Here is a 24,886-nt window from a genome sequence, read left to right as displayed (position 1 = left end):
TTCCTTATCGGACGTTAATTCGTCTGTAGCCGAGTCCGACTTTGACAATGTACGCTCCGCGTGTTGGAACTTTTACGTATGCATTCTTGTCGTTCAGCTCGCCGACGGTGAGCACTTGGCCCTTCATGTCCATGACGGCGTATTTTTTGGCGAGGCTCGGCAAGGATTCGTCCATGACGATTTCGAATTCGAACGGGCCAATCATTTTGACGTAGAAGTCCGGAATTTCGCCGTTAGAAGTCTTGGCGCTGCTAGACGAAACTGCTTTGCTGGAACTTGAGCTCGTTTTTGCATTCGTGGAACTGCTAGATGAAGGCTTGCTGGAGCTTGACTTGGCTGTACTTGAACTAGATTTTGAGTCAATCTTGCTCGAACTTGAGCTTGATTTCGCATTTGAGGAACTTGATTTTCCGCTCGCAGAACTGCTAGACGAGAGCTTGCTAGAGCTAGATTTTTTATTCTGGGTGCTTGAAGATTCCGGGTCTTGCCCGGAATGACGAGACGAACTGCTGGATGTTGTTTTGCCTGAACTGCTCAAGGTTTTTGCAGAACTAGAGCTTGATTTCGCGTTTGCGGAACTTGATTTTCCGCTCGTGGAACTGCTAGATAGATCTTTGATCGGGGTCGAGGATGACGAAGTGGCCTTAGTTGAGGATGACGACTTGTCATTCTGGGAGCTCGAACTTGAATTGATAAATGTAATTGAAGTGCGAATCTTTAAATTTGATCCAGTTATATTGCGTTCTGCATAGAAAATATGGAATGGATATACATTGCCTTCTTTTAGTCCGAGTGTGTCTAGGTTTATTGCACCTTCTATTTTGTCATGAATTCCCCCATAATCTAGAGCAAGTTTATTATTGATAAATATCCAAAAATCATCATCGCCAATGATTTCAAAAGTTTGTCCCTTTGCATACTTGAATTGAGTTGAAATTTTCATCGCAAAGCTGTAGTTATGCATACACGTATCCAAGTGAAAACCAGAACCTGAATTGACCCAGCCTGGAACATTCCAGTCAAATTTCGGGTTCTTAATCGTCTTTGCCGAATCAAGGTAATCAAAATCATCTAGTGGGAAGAATCCTGGGCTTACAGGGTCATTGCAGTTTCCTGATTCATTTGTGTAATTCACATTCCAGAAACCTTCGTTATCTAGCGAGAATTCTATATCCTTGTGCGCAGAGTTTGTGTATTTGTTGCCTGCGGCATCCTTTGCAACCACTTGGGGAACAAACCACTTATCGATTTCATGGCCAGCAGCACACTTGTCCCAAGGATAGACGAGAGAATCTACACGAACGAGCTGCCCGTTTACGAGTGTATCGCGTACCATTTGCTTTATGATTCCGTATTGGCATGTGCTGTCGTTGCCAACCTTCGTATATTTGTTTCCTCCATAAACATTTCCAAAATCTATGTCAATGCTATCGTGATAAGATTCTCCAGCCCAGTCTAAAAGTAAGGCCGAAATTTTCATGCTTTGGAAATTAATCGCTGGTGATGAACTAGATTTTATGTTCGCAGAACTTGAACTGAGTTTGTTTGAACTGCTTGACACTGCTTTGCTAGAGCTGGATTTAGGATTTGTAGATGTTGTGTCGGTTTGGGTTTCTGGAGCGTTGAATGGGACATAGTGGAATTCACCGTCAAAATCGGATTCGAACCAAAGCGTTTTGCCTGCAATCAACTGGCCTGTAACATTAATATGGTCGTAAATATTGAAACGACCGCTTGTAATATAAGTTCCTTGGAAATTTGCTTCCTTGTTTCCGTTCATCGGCATCCAATTGATATCCGCATTCGTATAGAACATCAAGTTGCCTGCATAATTAGAATCGGCAACAATCATCATTGTCAAAGTATCTATGTTTTCCCAAGAGCTTCCGTTCCATGTAGCCTCATCATTAACGTAGGCTACTTGAATTTTGGAATCGTTAGCCGAGTTTTGAATATCGATACCATCTTTTGAAAAAATACGCGTCAAACGGCCCGTCTTGCCGTTGGCATTCTTTTTGCTAGAGGGCATTAAAATGTAGAGCTTCTTGCCGTAGTTTCTGGAAAAATAAATATTCTCTACAAATTTATCGTACCAAGTATGGTCGTCATCAACATCTTCTTTTGAAATCGGCGGAACATGGATATATTTAGTTTCTCCATAATAGTTCGAATTTAGCTCCACTGCAGGTTCCCATGCAATTCCGGTTTCATCTAAAACAGGGACAGAAAGATTCCTGTCTGGTTGAGGCACGTAATCGGGGCAGTCACTGTAAGAACCATCAAGATCTAAGTTTGGCAAGCCAGGAAGTTCTCCTAAATTTGAATCTGTATAATCTTTATCCCAGTCTGCATAAATTTTACCACCAGCTTTATGAACGTTTGCAATGAAGCGACTTACAATTTCTGTGGTTCTGCCATTGGCTAGGTAAACTGGTCCTTCAAAGCAATAAGTTCCTTCGTAACTCGTGTAGTTCGTATTATACCAACTACCAAGAAAAAGTTCATTTGCACGAACTGGGCCTTTTAAACTGTCGTAATCAGCCCCCATACCGGGATAACCAATTTGCAAATCTTTACCTGAAATAATCGGGCCTCCTAGAGTATGTCTTCCATTGTTGATAATAATACTATTCTTAGCTGTTCCCGTGTAGCCAATTGTATCTGTAATTCTAAAACCTTCTTTATTGAGAACAACAGAATCGGTTCCCCAGAGCTTATACTTCATAAGCTCGTTCCAAAGACGTTGATTTTCGGTTTCGTCTGTAATTGCGGTATCGTTAACATAAAAATGCAACGGATCCGTCTTGACGAAAGTTGTGTTAGAAGAATCACTAGTTGAATCGTTTATTTTTACTGTTATCTTGAACTGGTTGGACATCAATGGGCCGGTAAGGGCTTTTGTTTGACCTGCTATGGAATCCTTTTCTGTAGCGGCGTTGTCCTTGACGGCTCCGTAAACAACATATTGCTTTTTTGTTTTATCCAATACCGCGTCGGATTTTACTTTGATTGTTGCGTTTTGGTTGCTCAATTTGACGATTTCGAACACACTTGCGAACTTCATGTAATCAGTGCCGTCAACCATCACTATCGAATAGGTGTATGTATCTACATTCCTTTCGTTTGCGACATCGATTACTTCAATTGCTCCTCCTCCTACAGTATTATCTTGTCTGTTTACTATGAAAACGACATCAGTGGCGGTGGGTTTATCGTTTACCGGAAAAACGTTAACGGTTGCCGTATATTCATTAGAAGTGTTATCTCCCGTTCCAGAACCGACAACTTTGTACTTAAATGTAGTGTACTTGTTGCCGAAATCATTTGCTGCCGCCTGATACGTCAGCTTGCTAAGATTTGCCTTGGCTATCGTTTGATTTTTTGTAACGGCCTTGCCGTCGTAAAGCAATGACCCTTTATTTGGGAGACTTGTGATGATAACAGAAGCAAACGTCTGTGTTGAGTGTTTGAAATTGAATTCGCTTGCGGTGAATGCATGTTTGACATCTTCATAGACGTTGACGACGAGTGCGCTGGAAACTGTTGGCAATGCATCGTTACTGACAACAAAAATTTTGTACCCTTTATCATCTTCGTAATTAGATGCGAGTTGGGCTCCTTCAAGGTTTGAAATTTGGAGCCAAAGAGCTTCGTTCTCTTCGACATAGCCGTCCACCAAGGGCTTGATATAGACACCCGCTGCTTTGGTGTCGCCGGCTTTAATTGTAACTTTTTTAGATTCACTCTTATTGCATATCGGAAACTTGTGGTTGGTGTCGGCTGCACCGACATCTTGATAACCGGCATAAACTCCTTGGACTCCGCTAGCAGAATAGAAATCAATGCAATATTCGAATGAAACATCTGTTTCAGTAGGCTTGTTCAGGACTAAATTAATTTGATTCCAAGTATCGCTTTCGGTGAATTTGTTTGCGTTACTTCCTGTGATGGAAAGCGTGGAAGGGGCATCTGAAATGGGCGAAGGGTAAATAAAGGACTTGAAGATAAAGTTTTCTGCTAGGATTTCATTACCAACTTCAAGCTCATTTGCAATGAGTTGGCCTGCAAAAACAATATTACACACCAGTCTTATTGTGCCAGTACTCACAATGGAACCCATAATGTTCATATTGTCATTATTTGCAAAAGTAATATCAGAATTAACGTATATTAACAAATTGCCTTCGTATTCATTTTGTTTTAAATCACCGCTACCGTAACTGACAACGATTTCAGGATGGGTTCCAAAATTAAGCGCGTTTGTGAAAATACGGGTTGGTTGCCCTCCTTCGGGCATTTGAACCACCAATCGGGAATCATTAGCAAAATCGATAGAGTTGAAGAAAATATCACAAACGCCGGTTCCTGGACATCTGGAATTCACATTAAGGATAGTTCGGCCATTGACATTAAATGAACCCGATAAAGTTGTTCCTTCCAATAATTGAGGTATTTCTAAGTTTGGGCGGATTTCTGGAACTTTGTCATAACTGCAATTGCCTGACTGGCTGGTCCCTGAGCATACTGTTCCAGAGTAGGTGGCTTGGATGGAAGTTCCTGTATGGCGGATGGGACCTGTTAGGATTTTCATCTGTTGACCGCTATTGGTTATGCTTCCGCCCACAATAATCGGACCATCAATATATCCTCCGTCACCATTGGACATCAAATGGCCTTTTGCTGTTCCTACCCAACCGAGGGAGTCTAAAATATTTACACCATTATAATTTGCGGTTGATTTATTGTAATATCTGGGATCATAGATTCCGTCTCTATTCCCGAAGCTAATTCCCTCGGTTCCCCAGAGCTTGAATTTCATCAGATAATGCCAGTTGTCTTCATCCGTATCGGTGTCGCCGAACGTGAACGGAGCAATGCTAGTCGCCGCCATCGTCGTTGCGATGCCGAATAAAATCAAGGCAAATGTTTTTGTAATTAATTTGTTGAAGTTCATGCTCTTTACTCGTGATGATTTTACTGGATGTTAATTCGTCTGTATCTAAGCCCTAGCTTGACGACATAGGCTCCGCGTGTTGGTACTTTTACGTAGGCATTCTTGTCGTTCAGCTCGCCGACGGAAAGTACTTGGCCCTTTATGTCCATGACGGCGTATTTTTTGGCGATGCTTGGCGCGGATTCGTCTAGGACGATTTCGAATTCGAACGCTCCGGTCATTCTGACGTAGAAGTCCGGGATTTCGTCATCGGAGATTTTGGAACTTGAAGAAGATTTTTTGTCATTTCGAGAACTCGAAGAGTTCGTGGCAATCCCCTTGCTGGAGGAACTGGATTTCGCAATGGAACTGCTGCTGGATTTTGCGTTATTGTAGGACGACGAAGAAGTTTTGTCATTGCGAGAACTCGAAGAGTTCGCGGCAATCTCCTTGCTGGAGGAACTAGATTTTGCAATGGTGCTGCTGGAAGATGGCTCATCGATATCAATAACCTTGATGACGATTTCTTCGGGAAGCGATTGCAGGCCGTCTTTATCCTTGGCAATCACAGTAATCGTGAACTTCTGCATTTTTTCGTAGTCGATGTTTGCTCCTTCGCGGACTCGTATTTCACCATTTGAGGAAACTGTTACGTATGGACTCTCGTCATCAAGAAAAATTTTGAGCGTATCGTCGATATCCGGGTCGGTGGCTTCTATAATTCCGATAAGTTCTCCTGCTTTTGAATTTTCTTTGACGCTGAATTCTTTGCTCGTGATTTCTGGAACTTCCGGCATATCTTTAAGCGTGATGGTGATGTTCTCTGTTGTAATAAGGTCTGGATATGTGGCGAGATCTTTGTCGGATAAGGCAATTTTGAATTCGAACGAATGACGATCTTCTTCATAGTTGAAATCACGTTTGGTAAATATTTTGCCATCCTCTGTAATTGTGAATGAAGATGTATCTCCACTTACAATCTTGAAAATATTATTTGTAAAAATGGCTGCAGTGTCTAGATCGTTAGAGTTTAGTTTGCCTATGATTTTGTTTTTGCCGGTATGTTCGTAGAATGAAAATTCGGTGTTTCCTGAAATGACCGGTTTTTCATTAACGTCCAAAATGTTAATTGTTTTAGAAATTTCGGTAGTTAGATTTGATTCATTGGTTACAGAGATAATTATTTCATGAGAATGTTCCATGGTTTCGTAATCTAGTGCTGTTGCACTTTTAATTAGGCATAGCTCATAAATAGAGTCTTTTTTTGTTAGGCCGGTACCGAAGAAACTTGATCTTTTCAAATTACTTGCATTTTTCACTACGATATTTGCGTTTACTAGGAATTTTTCATCTTCATCTTTGACTTTATAGCAGGCAATGACGGTCCATGTAGGTGTATTTTCTGCAACATCATAACTCTTCTTGCCATCATCGACAATCTCTGGCGGATCAGGGGCATCAATAACGTTGATAGTCACAAGCGCTGTTGCGGAGTAGTTCTTAAAGCCTTTATCCTCACCATTGTCAGCTACTTTTGCAAAAACTTTATATGTGTTCTTTGTTTCGTAATCTATGGAAGCGTTCAAGTAAATCTTTCCTGTTGCAGCATCAATCTTAAAGACTTCTGAATCTTTGGAATTTGCCACATAATCCGAGATTGTATAAGTAAGCTTACTCCAAGAATCTTCGTCATCGGCAACAACAGAGCCGACAAATTCACCCTTCGGAGCATTTTCATGTATTTCGAATGCGTATTCTTTATATTCGTAAGTCGGAGCATCGTTGACATCGTTAATATTGATGGTTGCGTCAATGTAGCTAGAGAGCGTCGGATCACTTCCATCAGTTGCCACGACACGAACAGAGTATTCTTTCTTGACTTCAAAGTTCAAGACGCTGTCTTTAGCCACCGTGATGGTTCCGTTTTTATCAATTGTAAAGGACTTGTAGTCGTTTGCTGCAATGTCGGTTGCGGTAAGCGAGTAAGTCGGCTGCTTGCAAGTTGCAATATGCGTATTCTTACAATCGTCATCCGTAGCTTCGACGACACCAACCTTCGTCCCCTTCAAGGTATTTTCATCGACAGCAAGTGCCGGCGGGTTATCCGAGAATTTCGGAACTTCAGGCGTGTCCAAAACATTGACTACGACATAGACTTCCTTTGTGTATTTCTTGTCCGTAACGACGGCCTTAAACTTGTAAGAAGACTTGGTTTCGTAATCGAATTTAGCATTATTGATAGTAGAAAGTTCACCCGTGCTAGCGTCAATATCGAATTGGGCGGCTTCGTCGCCCTTCAGAGAGAAATACAGCGTTCCGAAATTAGCATTATAGATGTCTGGATCAGTAGCCTTTATAACACCGAGCGAAGTAGCCTTCGTGGTATTTTCAGCAATTGTAAACGGATCCGGCGTCACGACACTTGGTTCTTCGTTCACATCAATCACGCGAATCTTTGTATCCTTGGAAGTCTTATTTCCTTCCTCATCCGTTATCGTCAAGACAACGTTAAAGATGGCGTTCTTATCAGCAGCCTTGTAGAGTTCTTCGTAATTAATGTCGCTCTTCGTCTTGATGACAAACGTGCTTAAAAGATCTGCATCTGTTGAACCCACCTGAACAACTTCGAAAAGCTTTGCCGCATCACGAGATGTTGTAGCATCTTTATCCGTCATGGTAATTTTCAACTTGCTGACATCAGCAGCATCTTCATCATAAACGACAATCTTGTCGCCTGTCAAGACCGTGCCAATCTTAACGTTCTCTTCGGTTTCATAAAGTTCTGAGAACACCTTGAATTCGGACGGACGATTGACATCGACCACATTTATAGTAACCGTAGCCGTTGTCGAGAGAGGCGGATTATCAGGATCCAAAGAGCGGTCCGAAATCTTCACTTTAAATTCATACTGGCTCTTATTTGTATAGCTCAGTTTTTCCCCCTGTTTGAGTGTTATTTCACCCGTGCTTTGGTTGATTTCAAACGGTAAATCGTCATCTTCGTCAACTATAGAATAGGCTAACTTATTGAAACCATAGGTATGCAATCCATTTTTGCAAGCTTTTGCGGCAACAGTAGAGCAGGAATCCGGATCTGTAGCCCAAAGTTTCCCGATAGAGGCTCCGCTAGCAATCGTTTCCTTGACAGAGAACGTCGTATCCCTACTTACAGGCTTTTCGTTAACATCCATGACAACAACAGTTCTATTGATGACGATGTCGTTCAATTCACCCTTAACTACAATTTGCACCTCATAAGAATTATTCGGATACAGTTCCTCAAAATTCAGGTATGTATTGTCTTTAACGATAATATTTCCTTTATCCTGATCAACAGTAAAGATATCAGAACCATGAGTCCCGTTTACTGTACCAACTTCGTATTCATAGATATCACCAATCTTGTCAAATTCCGCCTCCAAGGAGGGATTATCTTTAATCAATGAATCCTTTGAGAATTTGTCAGCAACAAAGTTGATCGGAGCGTTTTCCTTGATGGAGCCTTTGCCTTCTGTTGTCAATTGAATTGTGGGTTCTTCAATGTTTTCGATATTCACAGCGACTTCGACATCTTCAGAGAAATCGCTATCGTAGACTGTTACCAAGAACGTGTACGTATGCGTTGCTCCAATACCATCATATTCAAATTCAACATTACCGGAAGTTTTTATATAACCTTGATAATCTACGATAAAGGCATCTGCATCTGAACTTGTATTGGCTGAGGACATCTTGAACTTCAATGTATTGCTCAAGTCAGGATCATCGAATGTAACCTGACCGTAACCAGCACAGTTTCCCTCATCATCATGCATTGTAGCGCATACATTTTCACCACTTGCGGAATGTTCCAGCAAATAGAATGTATTTCCCGTTGCCGAGTGCTTTTCATTGACATCGGTAACAGCAATCTTCGTCGTTAATGTAACGGAATTGCTAGCTGCATCTGTGATAGTAATGGTCGCAGGATAAGTTGCGTTTTTAGTGCTGCTATTGTAAAGTGCTTCGTAATCGAGCAAGGACTGGTCTTTTACGAGAATCTGAACCGTTCTTGCTCCGCCAACATTGCTTTTTTCCTTGACTTCGAAAATTTCACTCAATTTCTTTGCAGTTGTATTGACTGCACCTGTTAAAGATCCGCTTAATGAATAGGTCAGTGTTTCATACGAGCCGGAATTTTTGTCGTTGTCAAAGACATCAAATGAACCAACAACGGTTCCTTTCGTGGTATTTTCTGCAACAGAGTATTGCGACTTCACGTTTTCGGGTTCCGGCTTTTCGTTCACGTCAGTGAGGTTGACAGTAACGTTTGCTGTAGCAGATCCTGCCTGACCGTCAGAAACGACAACTTTAAATGTCCAGCTTGTCTTTGATTCGTAATCGAGCTTGCTTCCATCGGTTATGACAAGTTCGTTCGTGCTGTTCAAGAACTTAAACGGAACATTTTCAGAAGCATCAACCGTAAAGGAGAGAGGATCATCATCCGGGTCTGTAGCAACGACTTTGCCTACAGTCTTACCACTCGGCCAATCACTACCATCAGCTTGTTTTTCTGCAATAAAGAATTCCTGAGGAGCAATAACCGGGGCATCATTTTCGTTTTTGACCTTGACCGTAATCTTGAACTGTTCAGAAGTGAGCGGACCTTCCACCACTGTCTTTTCTGTAGCAGCATTATCAGAGACCGTCGCATAGACGACATATTCCTTCTTTTGGCTATAATCCAATACTGCACCGGTCTTCACTTTAATCGTTGCATTACCATCGGTCAACTTGACAATTTCGAAAGCATCACTGAACGCAGTGTAATCACTGCCAGTCACATTCACCAATTCGTAGGAGTAACCATCTACGCCTCTTTCGTTAAAGACATCCGTCACTTTAATTGGGCCACCCGCAATCGCGTGATCCAATTCATTCACGGTGAACACAACATCAGATGCGGCCGGTTTGTCATTAACAGGAATGACATTTACTGTAGCCGTGTATTCAAGAGACGTGTTATCAACAGCCCCATCACCAACAACCTTGTACCTGAAAGTCGTATAAGGAGAGGCATATTCATTTTCAGCAGGCGTGTAGGTGAACTTGGCAAAATTAGAGACGGCAATTTCATCGCCCGACTTAACGGCAGTACCATTGAGAGCCAGAGTTCCACTTGCAGGAATACTCGTTATGATAACAGCAGCAAAGTTCTGAGTTTCATGCTGGAATTTGAATTCGGCAGCGGTAAACGTATGCTTTTCATCTTCGTTTACATTGACCGTAAGTTCACTTGAAACAGTTGGCAATTTATCGTTACTTACAATGAAAATTTTATAACCCTTTTCACTTTCATAATCAGATGTTAAAGTAGCACCTGTAAGGTTTGAAATTTGGAGCCAGAGAGATTCATCTCTTTCAACGATGCCATCAATCATGGGCTTGATGTAGATTCCCGCAGCTTTGGTATCGCCGGCTTTTATCGTTACCTTTTCAGATTCTCCCTTATTGCATATAGGGAATTTGTGGCTGGCGTCGGCTACACCGAAATCTGCATATCCAGCATAAATACCAGAAACACCGGATGCAGAATAGAAATCAAAGCAATAGCTAAATGTTACATCGGCTTTAGAAGCTTCACTTAAGCCAACCTGAATAGTCTCCCAAGTACTGCTTTCTGGTATATATTTCGATTTTTCATCCAAAATAGAAAGTTCTATGTGTGGATCAAACTTTTTAAAGACAAAGTTTTTAGCAGCGATTCCATTACCAATTTCAAGCGTATTTGCAATCAATTGACCGGCGAAAACTATATTACATGTCAAAGATATTTTTCCGGTACTTATAAATGTTCCCATAATGGACACATTGTCAATATTCATAAATGTAATATCGGAATTGACGTATATCAGCAAATTGCCTTCGTATTCATTTTGTTTTAAATTGCCATTGCCGTAACTGACAATAATCTCAGGGTGTGTTCCAAAATTAAGCTTGTTTGTGAAAATACGGGTAGGACGCCCCCCTTCGGGCATCTGAACAACCAAACGGGAATCATTTCCAAAATCGATAGTGTTGTAGAATAAATCACAGATTCCAGTTCCAGTACATGCCGAATCGACTTTGATGACTTTTCGTCCACTAACATTGAGAGAACTTTGGCTACTCAAATTCACCCCGGTCAAATTCGGGACTTTCAAATTCGAACGAATTTCAGGAACTCTATCATAACTACAAGATTCAGACTGATCTGTTCCCGTACATGCAGTGCCTGTGTATGTACATGCGATATTTCCGGTAGAAGTACGAATTGGTCCCGTAATAAGGGACATACTGCTACTACCTGTAATAGAGCCGCCCACAATGATAGGTCCATCAATCCATCCTTCATTACCAACAACAGCTAAATTACCCTTAGCAGTACCGACCCAACCTAGTGTATCTGGATCTATATAATTATAGGAGCTATAGTCATTTCCGTTTATGGTACGATCATATAGTCTAGTGTCATAAAATTCATCTCTATTCCCGAGGCTAATTCCAGCGCTTCCCCAAAGCTTGAATTTCATCAGATAATGCCAATTATCTTTATCCGTATTTGTGTTGCCGAATGTGAACGGAGCTATGCTAGTCGCCGACATCGATGTTGCGATGCTAAATAAAACCAAGGCAAATGTTTTGGAAATTAATTTGTTGAATTTCATGCTTTTTACTCGTGTTGATTTTATCTGATGTTGACTCGTTGGTAGCTAAGCCCTAGCTTGACGATGTATGCTCCGCGATTCGGAACTTTTACGAGTGCGTTCTTTTCGCTCAATTCGCCGACGGAAAGCACTTGCCCATTCATGTCCATGACGGCGTATTTTTTTGCAAGGCTCGGTGCGGTCTCGTCCATGACAATTTCAAATTCGAACGGGCCCGTCATTTTTACGTAGAAATCAGGGCGTTCGTTGCTAGTCTTGGAACAGCTAGATACTGCTTTGCCGGAGCTTGAACTGGATTTCGCGTTATTCTTGCTGGAACTGGATTTTCCGCTTGCAGAATAGCTCGACGTAGGTTTGTTGGAACTAGAGCTTATTTTCGCATTCGAGGAACTTGATTTGGCATTTGTAGAGCTGTTTGAAGTGGCCTGATATGCCGAAATAGAGAAATGAACATCTTCATGCTCGTTGGGGATGCTCTTGAGTGTCGTACGAATGTAGTAGCTCCCTGCGGGGAGCGCTTGCGAAATGGATTTTGTGTTAATCGTGAGCGTTGTGAAATTGTTAGAAATCGTGATGCCGCTATAGTAGGCGGTATCGAGTTTGTCGAGTTGTACGCCGGTTGTCGGAAGGTTATCACCGAACAAGGTAAACGTCGATGGGCCGCGTTCCTGCTTGTTTGCGGAGTTTGCCGAGAAATCACAAGAGAGTGCGTTTTCATGGATTTTCTGCCAAACTTCTTTCTTGATGATCGTTGAATCCGTAGAGAGATTCTTGATTGTTATGTTGGATGGAATCTCCAAGTCGATGGATGTTCTCATCATGAAATTTGATTCGGAAGTATGGCGTTCGGCATAAAAAATGTGGAACGGGTAGTTGGCTCCTTCCGTAAGGCCGAGCGTATCCAAATCGACGGATCCAAAAACTTGAGCATGTTGGCCGCCGAGGTCCACGGCAAGTTTGTTGTTGATGAATACCCACACGTCATCGTCGCCAAAGAATTCAAAATACTGACCGGGGATATATTCGAACGAGGCTTGGATTTTCATCGTAAAGCCATAGTTGTGCCTCTTGTTGCCAGATGAAATATTGTCGTAAAACGGATTTGCTATCGTATTTTCGTCATCAAGATATTGGAAGTCATCGAGCAAGAAAAGGCCTCCTTCGGTGCTTCTGTTGTCTTTCTGCCCAAGCCAAAGACCGTTGCTATCCAGAGTGAGTTCAATGGAACGGCATGTGACGTTAGAATATTCTTTTCCATTTTTTGTGGCGACTACTTGAGGCAAAAACCATTGATTCAAATGCTCTGTAATTTTACAGTTTTCGGGGAAGTTCGTAGCACGGACGGGAACCCCGTTGGCTCCTAAAGTCGGTTCGACCATTCCTGCCGTATATCCTCTGTTTTTGGAATCCCTGGCGTTAGAGTTTCCACATCCGCTGGAGCCGAAGTCGTTGCTGGTTGCGTAAATGGGGCCAAAATCCGGGTCTTGGTCTTTTGCTCCATTGCCGTAAGATATCGTTTCGGTGGAATCTGATCGATTGATTGTCGTTTTCACGTCACCGTCGCCCTTGGTGCCGTGCAGCCAGTCAAACATCATCACGGGGAGTGTTTTGGTCGGGCAATCGCCCAAAATTCCCGGATAGTTCGCAGTAACATTCGGTGCACCGGCCTTGTTCGCCTTGACCCAAATTGTGTCAGCTTTTGCGACATCATCCAAAGAGAGCCAAATCGATTGTGTCGAGGGATTGATCTTGTTATAGACGTTGTCGCCTACGTAAGTGCTGCCGAAGGTCTGCTTGAAATAGACTTGGAATGAACCTTCAGGCGGAGTAATGCGGGCTTCGAACCATCCGCAATAATTCTTGACCGTCGTCATCTTCGCGGAATCGCCAGCAGCGACATAGACGATAGCAGACGTATTCGTCCACGGAGCAAAGAAACGGATGACTTTTCTGTTTGTCGGTGTAGGTGTTGTTCCAGGACCACCCGGACGATCTCCACCATTTGAAGTTGTAGTCGGAGCTGTGATGGGATCTGGGCTGTTGGCTAGAGTCACCTCGTCATCGGCAATCGTAATGATGATATTGCTGGAAATTGAATCAGTTTCCTCAAAAGGTGAAATTGAACCTACGGAAGTATTGGCTCGACAAGTACTGGCCGTGTAAAAAGTCAATTTGGGGCTTTGGTCCGCTTCCATCGCCGCTTTCAGGTAAAAGGTTCCGTCTCCATAACTGCTAAGTGCGGAACATCTGCTAGTTTGCGTACGTCCCGCAATTGTTGTCTGGACCTGAACGTAAAGACTTGTTCTGCTATTCTGTGAGGTCTCGTTTTTTATGAGAAAGCTGTACTCGCCAGCTATCGCCGTTGCAGCACCGATTAAAACTAAGGCAAAAGTTTTAATGCTTAATTTGTTACACTGCATATTTTCCCCATCTTACAAGAACCAATAGGAAATGTTCAACTGTCCTTGCCATGTCTTGGGGGAATCTTTGCTGTCACTTATGCGGGTCATGCCGAACACCATTCGCAAATTGAAGTCGAGAATAGACTTGCCGATGTTGCGTGTAATGCCGAGGCCTGTGGCGATGTCGAATTCAAACGCGTTTAATCCGCCATTGACTTCGTATGTTTCTGTGCCGAGAATGTTCGTAATTTTGGATTTGCTTTTTGCATAGACATTGAACGAAATCATCGGCCCTGCTTCAATGTAGAATGCGTTTGGAATTGTGGCGCGTGCGAGCAAAGGAATGTCGATGTTCAATTGCGATGCTGTATATTCGACTTCCAAATCAGATTTCTTGTCTGTTTTGTCTTTGCCGGTTAACGTAACGGTGAGGTTTGTCTTTCCGGTGCCCTGCCTAAAGGCGAGCCCGAGTTCTCCATGCAAGCCGAAATAAGGCGAGGCGATAAACAGTCCGCCAAAGCCCGCTTTGAATCCGATGCCCCAGAAGTTGCTTAAAAGGTCTTCGTCGCTATCGACTGTGTGCTTGTAACCGGTTTCGTTCTTGATGTTGTTCAGGCCGAAGTGGGAACTGTAGAAGTCGTTGTATATGACTCCTGCGACGATGCCGCCCCAGAAACTCTTGGCCTTGTTTTCGGTGGCTTCTTCTGCCGCTTTCTGTGCGCTCGAATCTTCGGTTGGCTTGGCTGTAACCTTTTTACCGTCGAGTTCGGCGTAAGCGACTTCTGCTTTTTGACGAGTCTCGTCTGCTTTTGTGGCGGCCGGCTTCTCTGTTAATTCGTATGTTTTCTTTACGACTTCATGGTACTTGATTTCGACGGGGATTTGTTCGCGTTTGCCCGCGTTCTCGATTTCGATTTTAGAGCAGAGCGGAACTTCGCCTGCGAACGGTGTTGTGCCGACATTGTTGCCGTCGATGAATACTGGAACGGCTTGCGGTGTGCCGTTCTTTACCACATCTAGTTCAAGGCCGCCAATGCCACGTACTAACGAATCCGATATGGTTGTTCTTTCGCCCTTTTGAATCATGACGTTGAGTTCGAGAGGGTTAAAGCAAGAGTGGGTGATGAGTACCGAATACAATCCTGGAGAAACTTCGTTCGCGCCCCAACGGGATTTCTGTCCGTTGATGGTTGCTGTTGCGGAACCTTGATTTTTGAGATTATTTGGAATTTTGGGAGAGATATTTATGTAGCCTATGTTGGGAATGAGGTTGAGCATTATTTTTTGCTCGTTTTGGTTGACGTTTATTAGCGTGTCTAAATCTTCAAAACGTTCTTTTGAAATAACAAGTCTGTGTTCACCGGCTTCGAGTTGGATTTTGCAGGGTGTGTTCGTGCATTGGGGGAACGCCTTGCCGTCAAATGTCGGGATGGCTCCTGAAGGTGTTGTCTGGATTTCTACAATAAACTTCTTAGTTCCTTGGAACGAGAATGAGTTGTTCGTGCTGACGTATCCAATGCCGTTCAGTGCGTTGTTGCGGACTTTCTTGAAGAACGTTGGCGCTTGTTCCTTGATAATCTTTTCGACGTCTTCGACGTTTTCGCCTTTGCCGACGAAACTTGCGACGAGCTTGCTGCTTGCGGTTTCGTAAACTTCGGCGGTGATTGCCAACGCTTTACCGAATTGCGAAATGCGTGCTTGGGCGACGTAATCGGCTGCGATGTTTTTGCCGGTCTCGGCGAGGCAGCTGCCTTCGCAATCTTCGATGGCTTTTCCCGGCGGCAACATGACGTTGATATTTTCGCGAGTCATGATGGTCCAGTTTTGCTCAGCAGGGAGTATATAGACGGCTTGCGCCCTTAAGATGTCTGTCAGGTAGAGCCGTTCTTGCATTGTCAGCAAGTCTTTCGGAGCAAGCGTTTCTAGAACCGCCATGTATTTTGCAGATAGTAAGCAGGGGAGCAGTAATAAAAGAGTTACTGCGAAGGAGCAAATTTTGTTCAAAGCAACCAACCTGTTATTGTTTTTATAACGAAAAAATATTAAGACAAATTTAATAAAAAAAGAATATTCCCGGCCGGAGCTCTGGCTTGGCGAATGTAAAGAAGAAGCCCGGTCGGAGCCGGGCTTGACGAAAAATGCTGTTGTCATGGCCCCTATCGTCTAGCGACTCCAGGGTGACGGGAGCGATAGTCTTCAAAAGACAATAGACTGTATCATCTCTACGAGAGGTTCCAGGGGTACAGCAAAATTTAGGATTTCTTTTCTTCGGTTGCGGCGGGTTTCGATGCCGGTGCAGCTGGCCTTGGCGCGGCTTGAGCGGGCTTCGGCGCTTGCTGAGCTGGTGCGGCTTGCGGTTGCTTGGGCGGCTGCGCTGCCTGTGCTGCTGCGCCTTGGGGTTGTGCGGGCTGCTGTTTTGCTTGCTGTTGATTTTGTTGTTGCTTTTTCCCGAGCAGATTCGGCGTTTTCAACATGTTCGTGAACGTGGAAATGATGTCGTTCGCCTGCTTGATGGTCTTGATGGTTTCTGCCGTGCGGTCAAATTGTGTCTTGATGGCCGTTTGAACATCATTGAACATTTGCGTGAAACAGAACAAGTCATCCTTGGATTCGTTAAATTGTTTGTAAATGTTGCGGAGTGCGACCAAGTTCGCTGTTTCGCGGTCCATGGATTTCTTGATTTCGTCGTTCAGGATATCGCGATCGATTTTCTTTTGGTCGATAACTTCTGGCGCGTTTTCCATCAAGATGTATGTCGGGAGCGATGCGTAATCTTCGAACTTGTTTGTCGGAGTGATGTTCGCCTGATTGACTGCGCAGCGCAACCCGCTAGTGCGAATTTGCGGGTCGATGGTGATGGTACAGTTGGAGGTACCGTGGTAATTGCAGAGCACGCGCTTTTCGACTTGACGGAGTTCGTTATACGGGTGGAAGTCTTTGTCGGTTTCAATATACTTGAGCGGTGCGTAAAGCGGCGCGGATTCGCCTGCAACCGTGATGCGGTATGCAAGGCATTTCTCGCCGTTGAACGGCTTGGTTTCGTACAAGTTGTTCGAGCTGTGGACTAGATGATCGACGCGCATTAGCAAATCGTCTGCGTCATACGGGGCGTCGAGGAGGCTGGGAGTGTCTTTGTACAACTGCATCATGAGGATGTCGCGGTAGCTCCCTGAAATGGCTGTGTTGGATGCGCTACGGCCCCAGATGGATGTGCCGAGGAAGAAGGTGTCGATGAGTTTCGTCTCCGCTCTGCCGTTGAGGTACGCGATTGCCTTGACCATGTTTGAAAGAGCGAGCCACCTGCGGATAGAAACATATACGCCGTTCTTTGCACAAATTTCTGCGACTTTGCCGATAACATCAAGCGTATTGGGGGAGAGCGTCACTTTGCTGATGTCTTTGAGCCATTTGGCTTGTTCTTCTGTGCTGATGGCAATCTCTGGCGGAACGTTCACGCTGCTATTGCCAGTGTGAGTCTGGATGAGCTTGCAGAGTGCGTCTGACGAGATGTTTTCGGGCAACATGATGGTGAGCGTCACTTGATCGCTCACTTCGGAACGGCTCAGCACGGATTCCGGTTTTTGGTCGCCCGTGATGATGATGGACGTGTTCGCCTTATCGTGGATGGCTATTTGGAGACTGTTCTTGCTCTGTTCATCACCCGGAGTAAAGTTGTCGAAAATAATCAGGTTGAAATCGTTGATGTTTTCTGGGAGCTGTTTTTGCTTTTTGTCGATTTTTAGAATTTTTGCATCCTTGAACGCGCTTGCGATTCGGCGAATCATAAGCGAACTTCCGCAGCCGGGACGCCCGTAAAGGTAGAACGGTTCGTGGACGAGTGCCGTGAGGAACCCTAACTGTACATAGTATTCTCTTTCGGGAATGTTCTGTGTGATAACTTTGAGAATTTCGGAAAATCTTTGGCGCAAGCTCATATTTTTTCTCCCTATTTCTGTATATAAAAATACAATAAAAATGGGAAATGTGTAAAAAAAGTCGCGGCAATTAGCCGTAGCTTTGCAGTATTTTCTAATCAGCGTCTTTGATGCAGCGGATTGAATATCGCGAGGTGGAAGTATTTGCTGTTATGCTAGTTGTTGATATTTTAGTTGTTAGGTAATCAAACTTTATCAACTTCCTTGCTTGATTCTCCCATGTTGATGTATGGAAAATGGTTATTTCTCCTTGTCTGCTTACTGTTCCCGTTTTATCTGATGCGAATCCGGCAGGCAGTGCGGCAAATCCGAGGCTGTCTGAACCAGAATGTTCGCCCCAAAGTTCTGATGTCGATCTTAATGCGTATCCGGCTGTAGTACTATCGCCAGCCATTTTTATAAGGATTTCCCATTCTGGGACACTCGGCAGGTGCCACCCGCGTGGGCATGCTCCTCGAACGGTATCTGCTTTTTCGCAATAAATTATTCCGCACCCCTTGGCATCGTCTGAGAAAATTTTTGATGAATCTATGGCTGCACCCAGATTGTAAAGACGCCCATACACTTGGCAGTTGCTGTCGTTACTGTATGCTGCACATTGGCTGGTCGCTTTTCCCCAGTTGTAATCGAAATCTAAATTCTCGGCCATCCAGATTTGATCTCCGATTTTGACGGTCTTATAGATTTTGTTGTCTCGATAATCTGTCAGTGTATTTGTGCTTGCGTCGTACGAACTTTCATCTTTTATATACAAACTAGCAGATGTTTTTTCAGATTCGGATCTCTTGATGCAGCGAATCGGTTTTGGGGCACTTTTAAATGAAGAATAGGAGGTGAAATTCATTGTTGCAAGTTTTATGCCGAAAATTATGGCATCATATTTGTTGTCTTTTTCCGATGAACTCCAATAATATACGGCATCTGTTTCGCTAATCGGGGTTGCGTTGAATCCGTATAAATTATAGCCATTTCCATTTCTTGGCCAGCCTTCAAGTCCTTTCAGGTTCTGCCCTGCGAGAGTTTCGCCTCCTGCTGCTTCCCGGAGCTTTAGGAAATCGTCTTCGTTTGGGAGGCGGTATCCTTCTGGACAAATTCCATCGGCGAATGTCGTGGGATTACATATCTTATAATAGCCACATCCGATGCCATCGTTAGAATAAATTCCTGCAGAATCTATAGCTGCCGACCATGTATATAATCTGCCAAAGGTTTTGCAATATTCTGGATTGTCCTTTGGACAAGAACTTTCGGCGGATCCTTCGTGATACTCAAATCTCAGATTTTCGGCCATCCATGTCTGTTCCCCAATTTCCACGGTCTTGTAAACGTTGCCGTCTCTGGAATCTTCAAGTGTTCCATAGAGTATTTCATGGTCGGGCTTGGGAATGTTTTTATCCTCGTAGTTCATTAAGCAACGGATAGAATACGCGTTATCATCCGTAATCATCCCGAGGTTGTATGTTTGTGTTTGGTCAAAAACAACGACGTTGGCATCCTCTTTGTCGGATGTCCAGAAATAGGCATTCTTTTTTTCGTTCGCAAATTCAGCTTTTGCTGTTCGCACTCCAGCGGACAAGATAGAAAATCCAAAATCGTCGGATCCTTCGTATCCATCCCAATTTTGTTTTGCCTTTAGCTTTTGGGTGTTGTAACCGCCTATATAATAGAATAATTCATTCCATTCCGCTCGATTTGGCAAATGCCACCCTTCTGGGCACATTCCACGAACAACTTCAGCTGGCTTGCAATTTGATTTCAAGCCGCATAGCTTGGAGTCGTTTGAAAACGCTCCTGCCGAGTCCATGGCGGCGCTCCAAGTGTAAAGTCGTCCGTACTTTGTGCAGTAGGCAGTATCATTTTGGTAGCAGAAACTTCTTGCCGATTTGAAGTAGTATGCGTAATCCAAGTTCTCTGCCATCCATACGCGATTGTTGATGGTTGTGGTTCTATAAACATGTCCGTCACGACCGTCCGTCAACGTCTTTTTGATGGGGTCATAGACGGTTTGGCGAGGGGGTTCGCTAGAACTGGAAACTATGCTTGAAGAGCTGCTTGATAGATTTTCGATCGGAGCCGAAGATGACGATGTGGTGCTGCTGGAGGAAGGCGAGTTCACAGAACTGCTAGATTCCGAGCTTGAAGACTTTGCCGAGCTAGATGAATGAATGCTGGAACTGGATTGTTTTGTTATCGAAGAACTTGATTGATTTTTGGAAGAAGAGCTGGATTGAACTTTGTTTGAAGAACTCAATTTTTCATCCGATGAACTGGAAGATTCCTCGCTGATGTTATTTTCTATGCAACGGACGGAAAGCTTGAAATTCTTTGGATAGTCTTCATGGAATACGTAATCGCTTACGCCGTCGAATCTCCAGTTGTAGGCGTTTTTACTATCTAGTTCTGTAGCGGACCAGAATAATGCCCTATAGCCTTTCTTTTGACGCTCGTCGAGAGCATCGCGGTACCCCATCGGGGATGCTTCAAAGCCATACTTGTCTTTCCCGTTTTCGCCAGTTTCCCAGCCCGAAGTTGATTTCAACTGGAGACCGGCTTGTTCTACGCCGCCGACTTCGACAAATAGGATTTTCCATTCGTCGTCATTGGGGAGGTGCCAACCTTCGGGACATGCTTTTTTTGCTTCTTCCCAGGTGTAGAAATATTTTTCAAAATAAAGGTTTTCGGCCATCCAAGTTTGTTCGCCGATGGTTACTTTCTTGTATTCTCGGTTGTCACGGGAATCGGTAAACGACTCTAGTGATTCATGCTCGTTGTTGTTCTCTACAGATGTTGCAGATTCTGAACATGCGATAAAGGAGGTGGCTAGGCCAAGGGAAAGAGTCCATAAAATCTGTTTCATCTTTTTACCTCTTTAGGCAACGAACGGATTGGAAGGCCGAATGATTGGTGAATATATCTGTTTTTAAGTTGTCATTTATAAATGAAAGTACAGCGTCCCCACAGAAAAATTCATCTAGGAATGATGATGTCCAGTATTTGGCAGTTCCGTTAATACTGATTTTTTTTGTATTGGGATTGCATGATCCAGACGGTGTGATGTTGAGGCCGTACACATCATTCCCTTGAATCGAATTGTATATCAAGGATTCGGTGTTGCATATAGTTTCGAGGATGCCCCATGGAGCAGTCCAAGAAATTTGATTGATCAATGTTTTCCAATTGCTTTGACTTGGTAATACCCAACCGTCAGGACAGGCTTTTATTGCGGCTCTCCAAGTGTAATAACAGCCTACGAGTGCGAGAGTGTCAGGATCTTGAGGACAAAAAACATCAACGGTATCTGCGGTATCCCTAGGGATCTCATATCTTAAATTTTCCGCCATCCAAGTCTGATTGCCGATGGTGACGATCTTGTATTCTTGACCGTCTCGCGAATCCGTTAGGGTCCCGTGGATGACTTTGGCGGGGTCGTATTTGTAATCGGAGTTGTTTGAAATTACACTTGAACTGCTTTGAATGCTAGAGCTGCTGATTTCGCTAGAACTACTGCTTTGAACGCTAGAGCTACTGATTGCACTGGAACTACTTGGTGTGCTAGAACTACTGCTTTTTGCGCTCGAACTGCTTCGGACACTGGAACTGCTTCTTGCGCTGGAGCTGCTTTTTGCGCTCGAACTACTCCTGACACTAGAGCTACTTTTCGCGCTGGAACTGCTAGAGCGCATGGAACTGTAATAGAATGTCTTGCTGCCTTTGATGCATCGAACAGAAAACGCGTTGTTGCGATTGCCGGCATCACGGATGACGAGGCTGTTGTCGGCGTTAAGGCTCCAGTAAAGTACGTCGGTGTCATTGTACCGCGTTGCGGACCAGAACGAGGCGTAGGAACCTTGTTTATTGTAATTTTTGGAAGTATCGCGGATGCCTGCAGCGAGTGCTGTAAAGCTGTAAACGTCGGAACCTTTGCCGTCGCTATTCCATGTGGATTTCGCTTTGAGTTTGCGACCTGCGTAATCAACTCCGCCTGTGGAGTTGATTAAGGTTTTCCAATCTTCGTTGTCGGGGAGGTGCCAGCCCGAAGGGCAGATGTTGCGAGCCATGTCTTCGGACCAAGTGTACAATCTGCCGTACTTGTCGCAGTCACTATCGTTGTTTTTATAGCAATAGCTGCTTGCGTCGGAGCCGCTGTAATTGAACCTAAGATTTTCGGCCATCCATGTCTGCTCGCCGATAGTGACGGTTGCGTATGTTTTGCCGTCGCGTTTATCAGTAATCGAGTCCATTTCGACTTCCAAGGGGCTGACGGTGATGCCGTCTCCTGGATCGGAAACGCTTGAACTAGATGAATCGCATGCTGAAAACATGCTTGCCGAAATAACGGCAAACATCCCATTTAACCAAAATTTGCCGATAGTATTCTTATTCATAAAGAATAAAATACAAAAAAGGAAATGAAAAAATTACTTTTAACTCCAAAAAACGAGAAGCGTACCTATAAAATTTTATTTTGTGCATTTTCATAGGTACAAAAACAGACTGTTTCCCATTCTGTAGGGCGAATTCTATTGAGCTTGTACTTATAAATAACGTTAAATTCATGTTTTATAGGTAATTTTGGGACTAATTTGTGTGTGAAATTAAGAAATTGTACCTATAAAAACTGTATTTTTCAGATTTTATAGGTTCGAATTTATAAAACGAAGTTTCCTGTACCTGTAAAACTTCATTATTTCCTGTTTTATAGGTATAAAATAGGTGTGGCACAAAGGAATGTTACGCGTAGTTTTGTGATTTATTAAAATGGGCTTCTCAACACGTTGATTTTTTGAATGGCGATATGAAGTTTCGGGTGGGCGAGGAGCGATTGCGGCAAGCGGCATGCGTCTTTTTGTGAAAGGACTATGTCTTTGCCTTTCGCTATTTCCGCTTCGACGATTTGCACAAAATGCTTGTCGTGGTCTGGGCGGATGATACTTTTTTCGATTGCAACTCCGAATGCTCGAATATCATTGATAAATCGCTGCGGAGAACCGAGACCGCAAATGACTGTTGCCGCGAGAGACTGTCCGTGTTTATAGTTTGTTAGGGACTCGATGGAGAATTGTATGTCAGGGAATAATGGAGGCGCGTCGTCTTTGCATTTTTTTCCATAGCAATCGAGATGGATAATTTCGTTTTCGTCGTGATCTTGCTTTAAACTGCGGAAAATGCCTGCGGGCCAAAGGCTTGATACTGTTTGCGGTGGCTCTTGCCAGTCGAGGCAAATTCTTGTGGTTCCAGTAAAGCGAGTGTCTTCGAATCCGTCGTCGCAGAGAATGATGTTGAATTTGTCTTGAATCTCTTTCGCGGTTTTGTAGCGGTTTTTTGTCGCGAAAACTTTTACTTCGGGCTGTGTTGATGTTGATCCGTTTTGCTGGAGTTGCGAGACTTGTGCCGGGTTGCTTTCGAGTTCTTTTTGCAATAAGATGAACTCGTCCCATGCGGCACGGTGGCAAAGTACAGCTACGTTTTTACCTTGTTCGATAAGTCGCTTTGCGAGCCAAATGGTAAAAGGCGTTTTGCCGGCACCGCCTGCCAAATAGCTCCCGACGATGATGACGCATGCATGGAGCGGCGGCTGTGGTCGCAAAAAGATTTTATGGTGTAATTTGTACGCAACTCGGTAGAATGCGGTGGCTACAAGTCGCAGTAATGATAAGCCGTTTGCTGTATTATTTTTTTGATCTAATTCTTTGGTGTCTTCCCGGCCACAGTGCCGGGATCGGTTTTCTTTTTCATTACAGACCCCGGAATGAATCCGGGGTGACAAATTGATTGTAGAAGCTTTCACTTAATCAAGGCAATTGCGTTTTTGTTGTAGATACAAGTCGGCAAGAACGAGGGCCGCCATGCTTTCTACAATCACAGGAGCGCGGACGGCGACGCAAGGATCGTGCCTGCCTCTGGCGGCAAGCTCTCCGTTTTCGTGACCGCGTCCGGCGGTTTTCTGCAATTGGGAAATCGTGGCGGTCGGCTTGAATGCCATGCGGCAGTAAATGGGTTCGCCGTTCGAAATACCGCCAAGGCTTCCGCCTGCGTTGTTCGTGCGGGTGCGGTAGATGTCGCCTTCGCAATAGATTTCGTCGTTGTGTTCGCTGCCGTGCATACGAGCCGCTGCAAAGCCACTTCCGATTTCAAAGCCCTTGCATGCCGGGATGGAGAGCATCGCCTGCGCAAGCAAAGCGTCAAGCCTGTCGAATACAGGTTCGCCGAGAGCGATCGGCGGATTCTTGACGAAGAGCGAAACTGTTCCGCCAATGCTATCGCCGTTTGACTTCGCATCGAGGATGGCGGCTTCCATCTTTTGGCTGGCGTCTTCATCTGGGCAGCGGACGGGGGATGCTTCGATCTGCTCAAGCGTGAGGGCGTTCATGTCCAAGGCTGGGCAATCGACGTCGCCAACGGAGGCAACCCACGAAAGGAATTCCGTGTTTGCGACCGTTTTCAAAAGCGCTTTTGCGACAGCGCCTGCGGCAACGCGACCGATGGTTTCGCGGGCGGAACTTCTGCCGCCGCCACGGTAATCGCGGAACCCGTACTTGAGGTCGTAGCAGAGGTCTGCATGCCCCGGTCTGTACCATTTGGCAATTTCGGAATAGTCGTTGCTGTGCTGATCTTCGTTAAAAACGACGAAAGAAATCGGCGTGCCTGTCGATTTGCCTTCGAAAACGCCGGAAAGAATTTTGACCTGGTCTTTTTCATTGCGGGCTGTTGTTACTTTGCCTTGGCCTGGCCGCCTGCGGTTCAGTTCCGCCTGGATCATCTCTTCGGTGATGGGGAGACCGGCTGGGCAACCGTCGAGGACTGCTCCGACCGCTGGACCATGGGATTCGCCCCATGTCGTGACTGCAAAAATCTTTCCAAATGTGCTTGACATGTGCTCAAATATAGATACTGGTCTAAAAAAACTTTTTTTTAACTGAAATTTTTGCT

Annotated in this window: 9 protein-coding genes; all 9 read right to left on the bottom strand. The window is 44.3% G+C overall.

The window, feature by feature from the left end; translation table 11 throughout:
• Positions 1-4 precede the first annotated feature (4 nt).
• A complete protein-coding gene (locus tag IKG78_RS13360) occupies positions 5-4,954 on the bottom strand; it encodes a fibro-slime domain-containing protein (RefSeq protein WP_290944317.1) in 4,950 nt (1,649 codons plus the stop codon).
• 20 nt (positions 4,955-4,974) lie between these two features.
• On the bottom strand, positions 4,975-11,619 hold the full coding sequence (locus IKG78_RS13355) for a cadherin domain-containing protein (protein WP_290944315.1): 6,645 nt from the start codon (positions 11,617-11,619) through the stop codon (positions 4,975-4,977).
• A gap of 20 nt (positions 11,620-11,639) precedes the next feature.
• Complete coding sequence (locus tag IKG78_RS13350; RefSeq protein ID WP_290944313.1) at positions 11,640-14,039, bottom strand: fibro-slime domain-containing protein; 2,400 nt, start codon at positions 14,037-14,039, stop codon at positions 11,640-11,642.
• A gap of 12 nt (positions 14,040-14,051) precedes the next feature.
• Positions 14,052-15,956, bottom strand: a complete 1,905-nt coding sequence (locus tag IKG78_RS13345) for a PEGA domain-containing protein (protein ID WP_290944311.1) — start codon at positions 15,954-15,956, stop codon at positions 14,052-14,054.
• A gap of 317 nt (positions 15,957-16,273) precedes the next feature.
• Positions 16,274-17,956: a hypothetical protein gene (locus tag IKG78_RS13340; protein WP_290944309.1), complete on the bottom strand. Its 1,683-nt coding sequence runs from the start codon at positions 17,954-17,956 to the stop codon at positions 16,274-16,276.
• Between the two features lie 94 nt (positions 17,957-18,050).
• On the bottom strand, positions 18,051-20,813 hold the full coding sequence (locus tag IKG78_RS13335; protein ID WP_290944306.1) for an FISUMP domain-containing protein: 2,763 nt from the start codon (positions 20,811-20,813) through the stop codon (positions 18,051-18,053).
• A 4-nt stretch (positions 20,814-20,817) separates the two neighbouring features.
• Positions 20,818-22,341, bottom strand: a complete 1,524-nt coding sequence (locus IKG78_RS13330; RefSeq protein ID WP_290944304.1) for an FISUMP domain-containing protein — start codon at positions 22,339-22,341, stop codon at positions 20,818-20,820.
• A 368-nt stretch (positions 22,342-22,709) separates the two neighbouring features.
• Entirely contained in the window at positions 22,710-23,603 is an 894-nt protein-coding gene (locus IKG78_RS13325) for a tetraacyldisaccharide 4'-kinase (protein ID WP_290944336.1), read from the bottom strand.
• A gap of 141 nt (positions 23,604-23,744) precedes the next feature.
• Entirely contained in the window at positions 23,745-24,830 is a 1,086-nt protein-coding gene (aroC, locus tag IKG78_RS13320; RefSeq protein ID WP_290944302.1) for a chorismate synthase, read from the bottom strand.
• Between the last annotated feature and the right edge of the window lie 56 nt (positions 24,831-24,886).

Source organism: Fibrobacter sp., from assembly GCF_017545445.1.
Classification (GTDB): Bacteria; Fibrobacterota; Fibrobacteria; order Fibrobacterales; family Fibrobacteraceae; genus Fibrobacter.
Note: the sequence above shows the minus strand (reverse complement) of the source record. Positions and strands in the feature narration are given on the sequence as shown.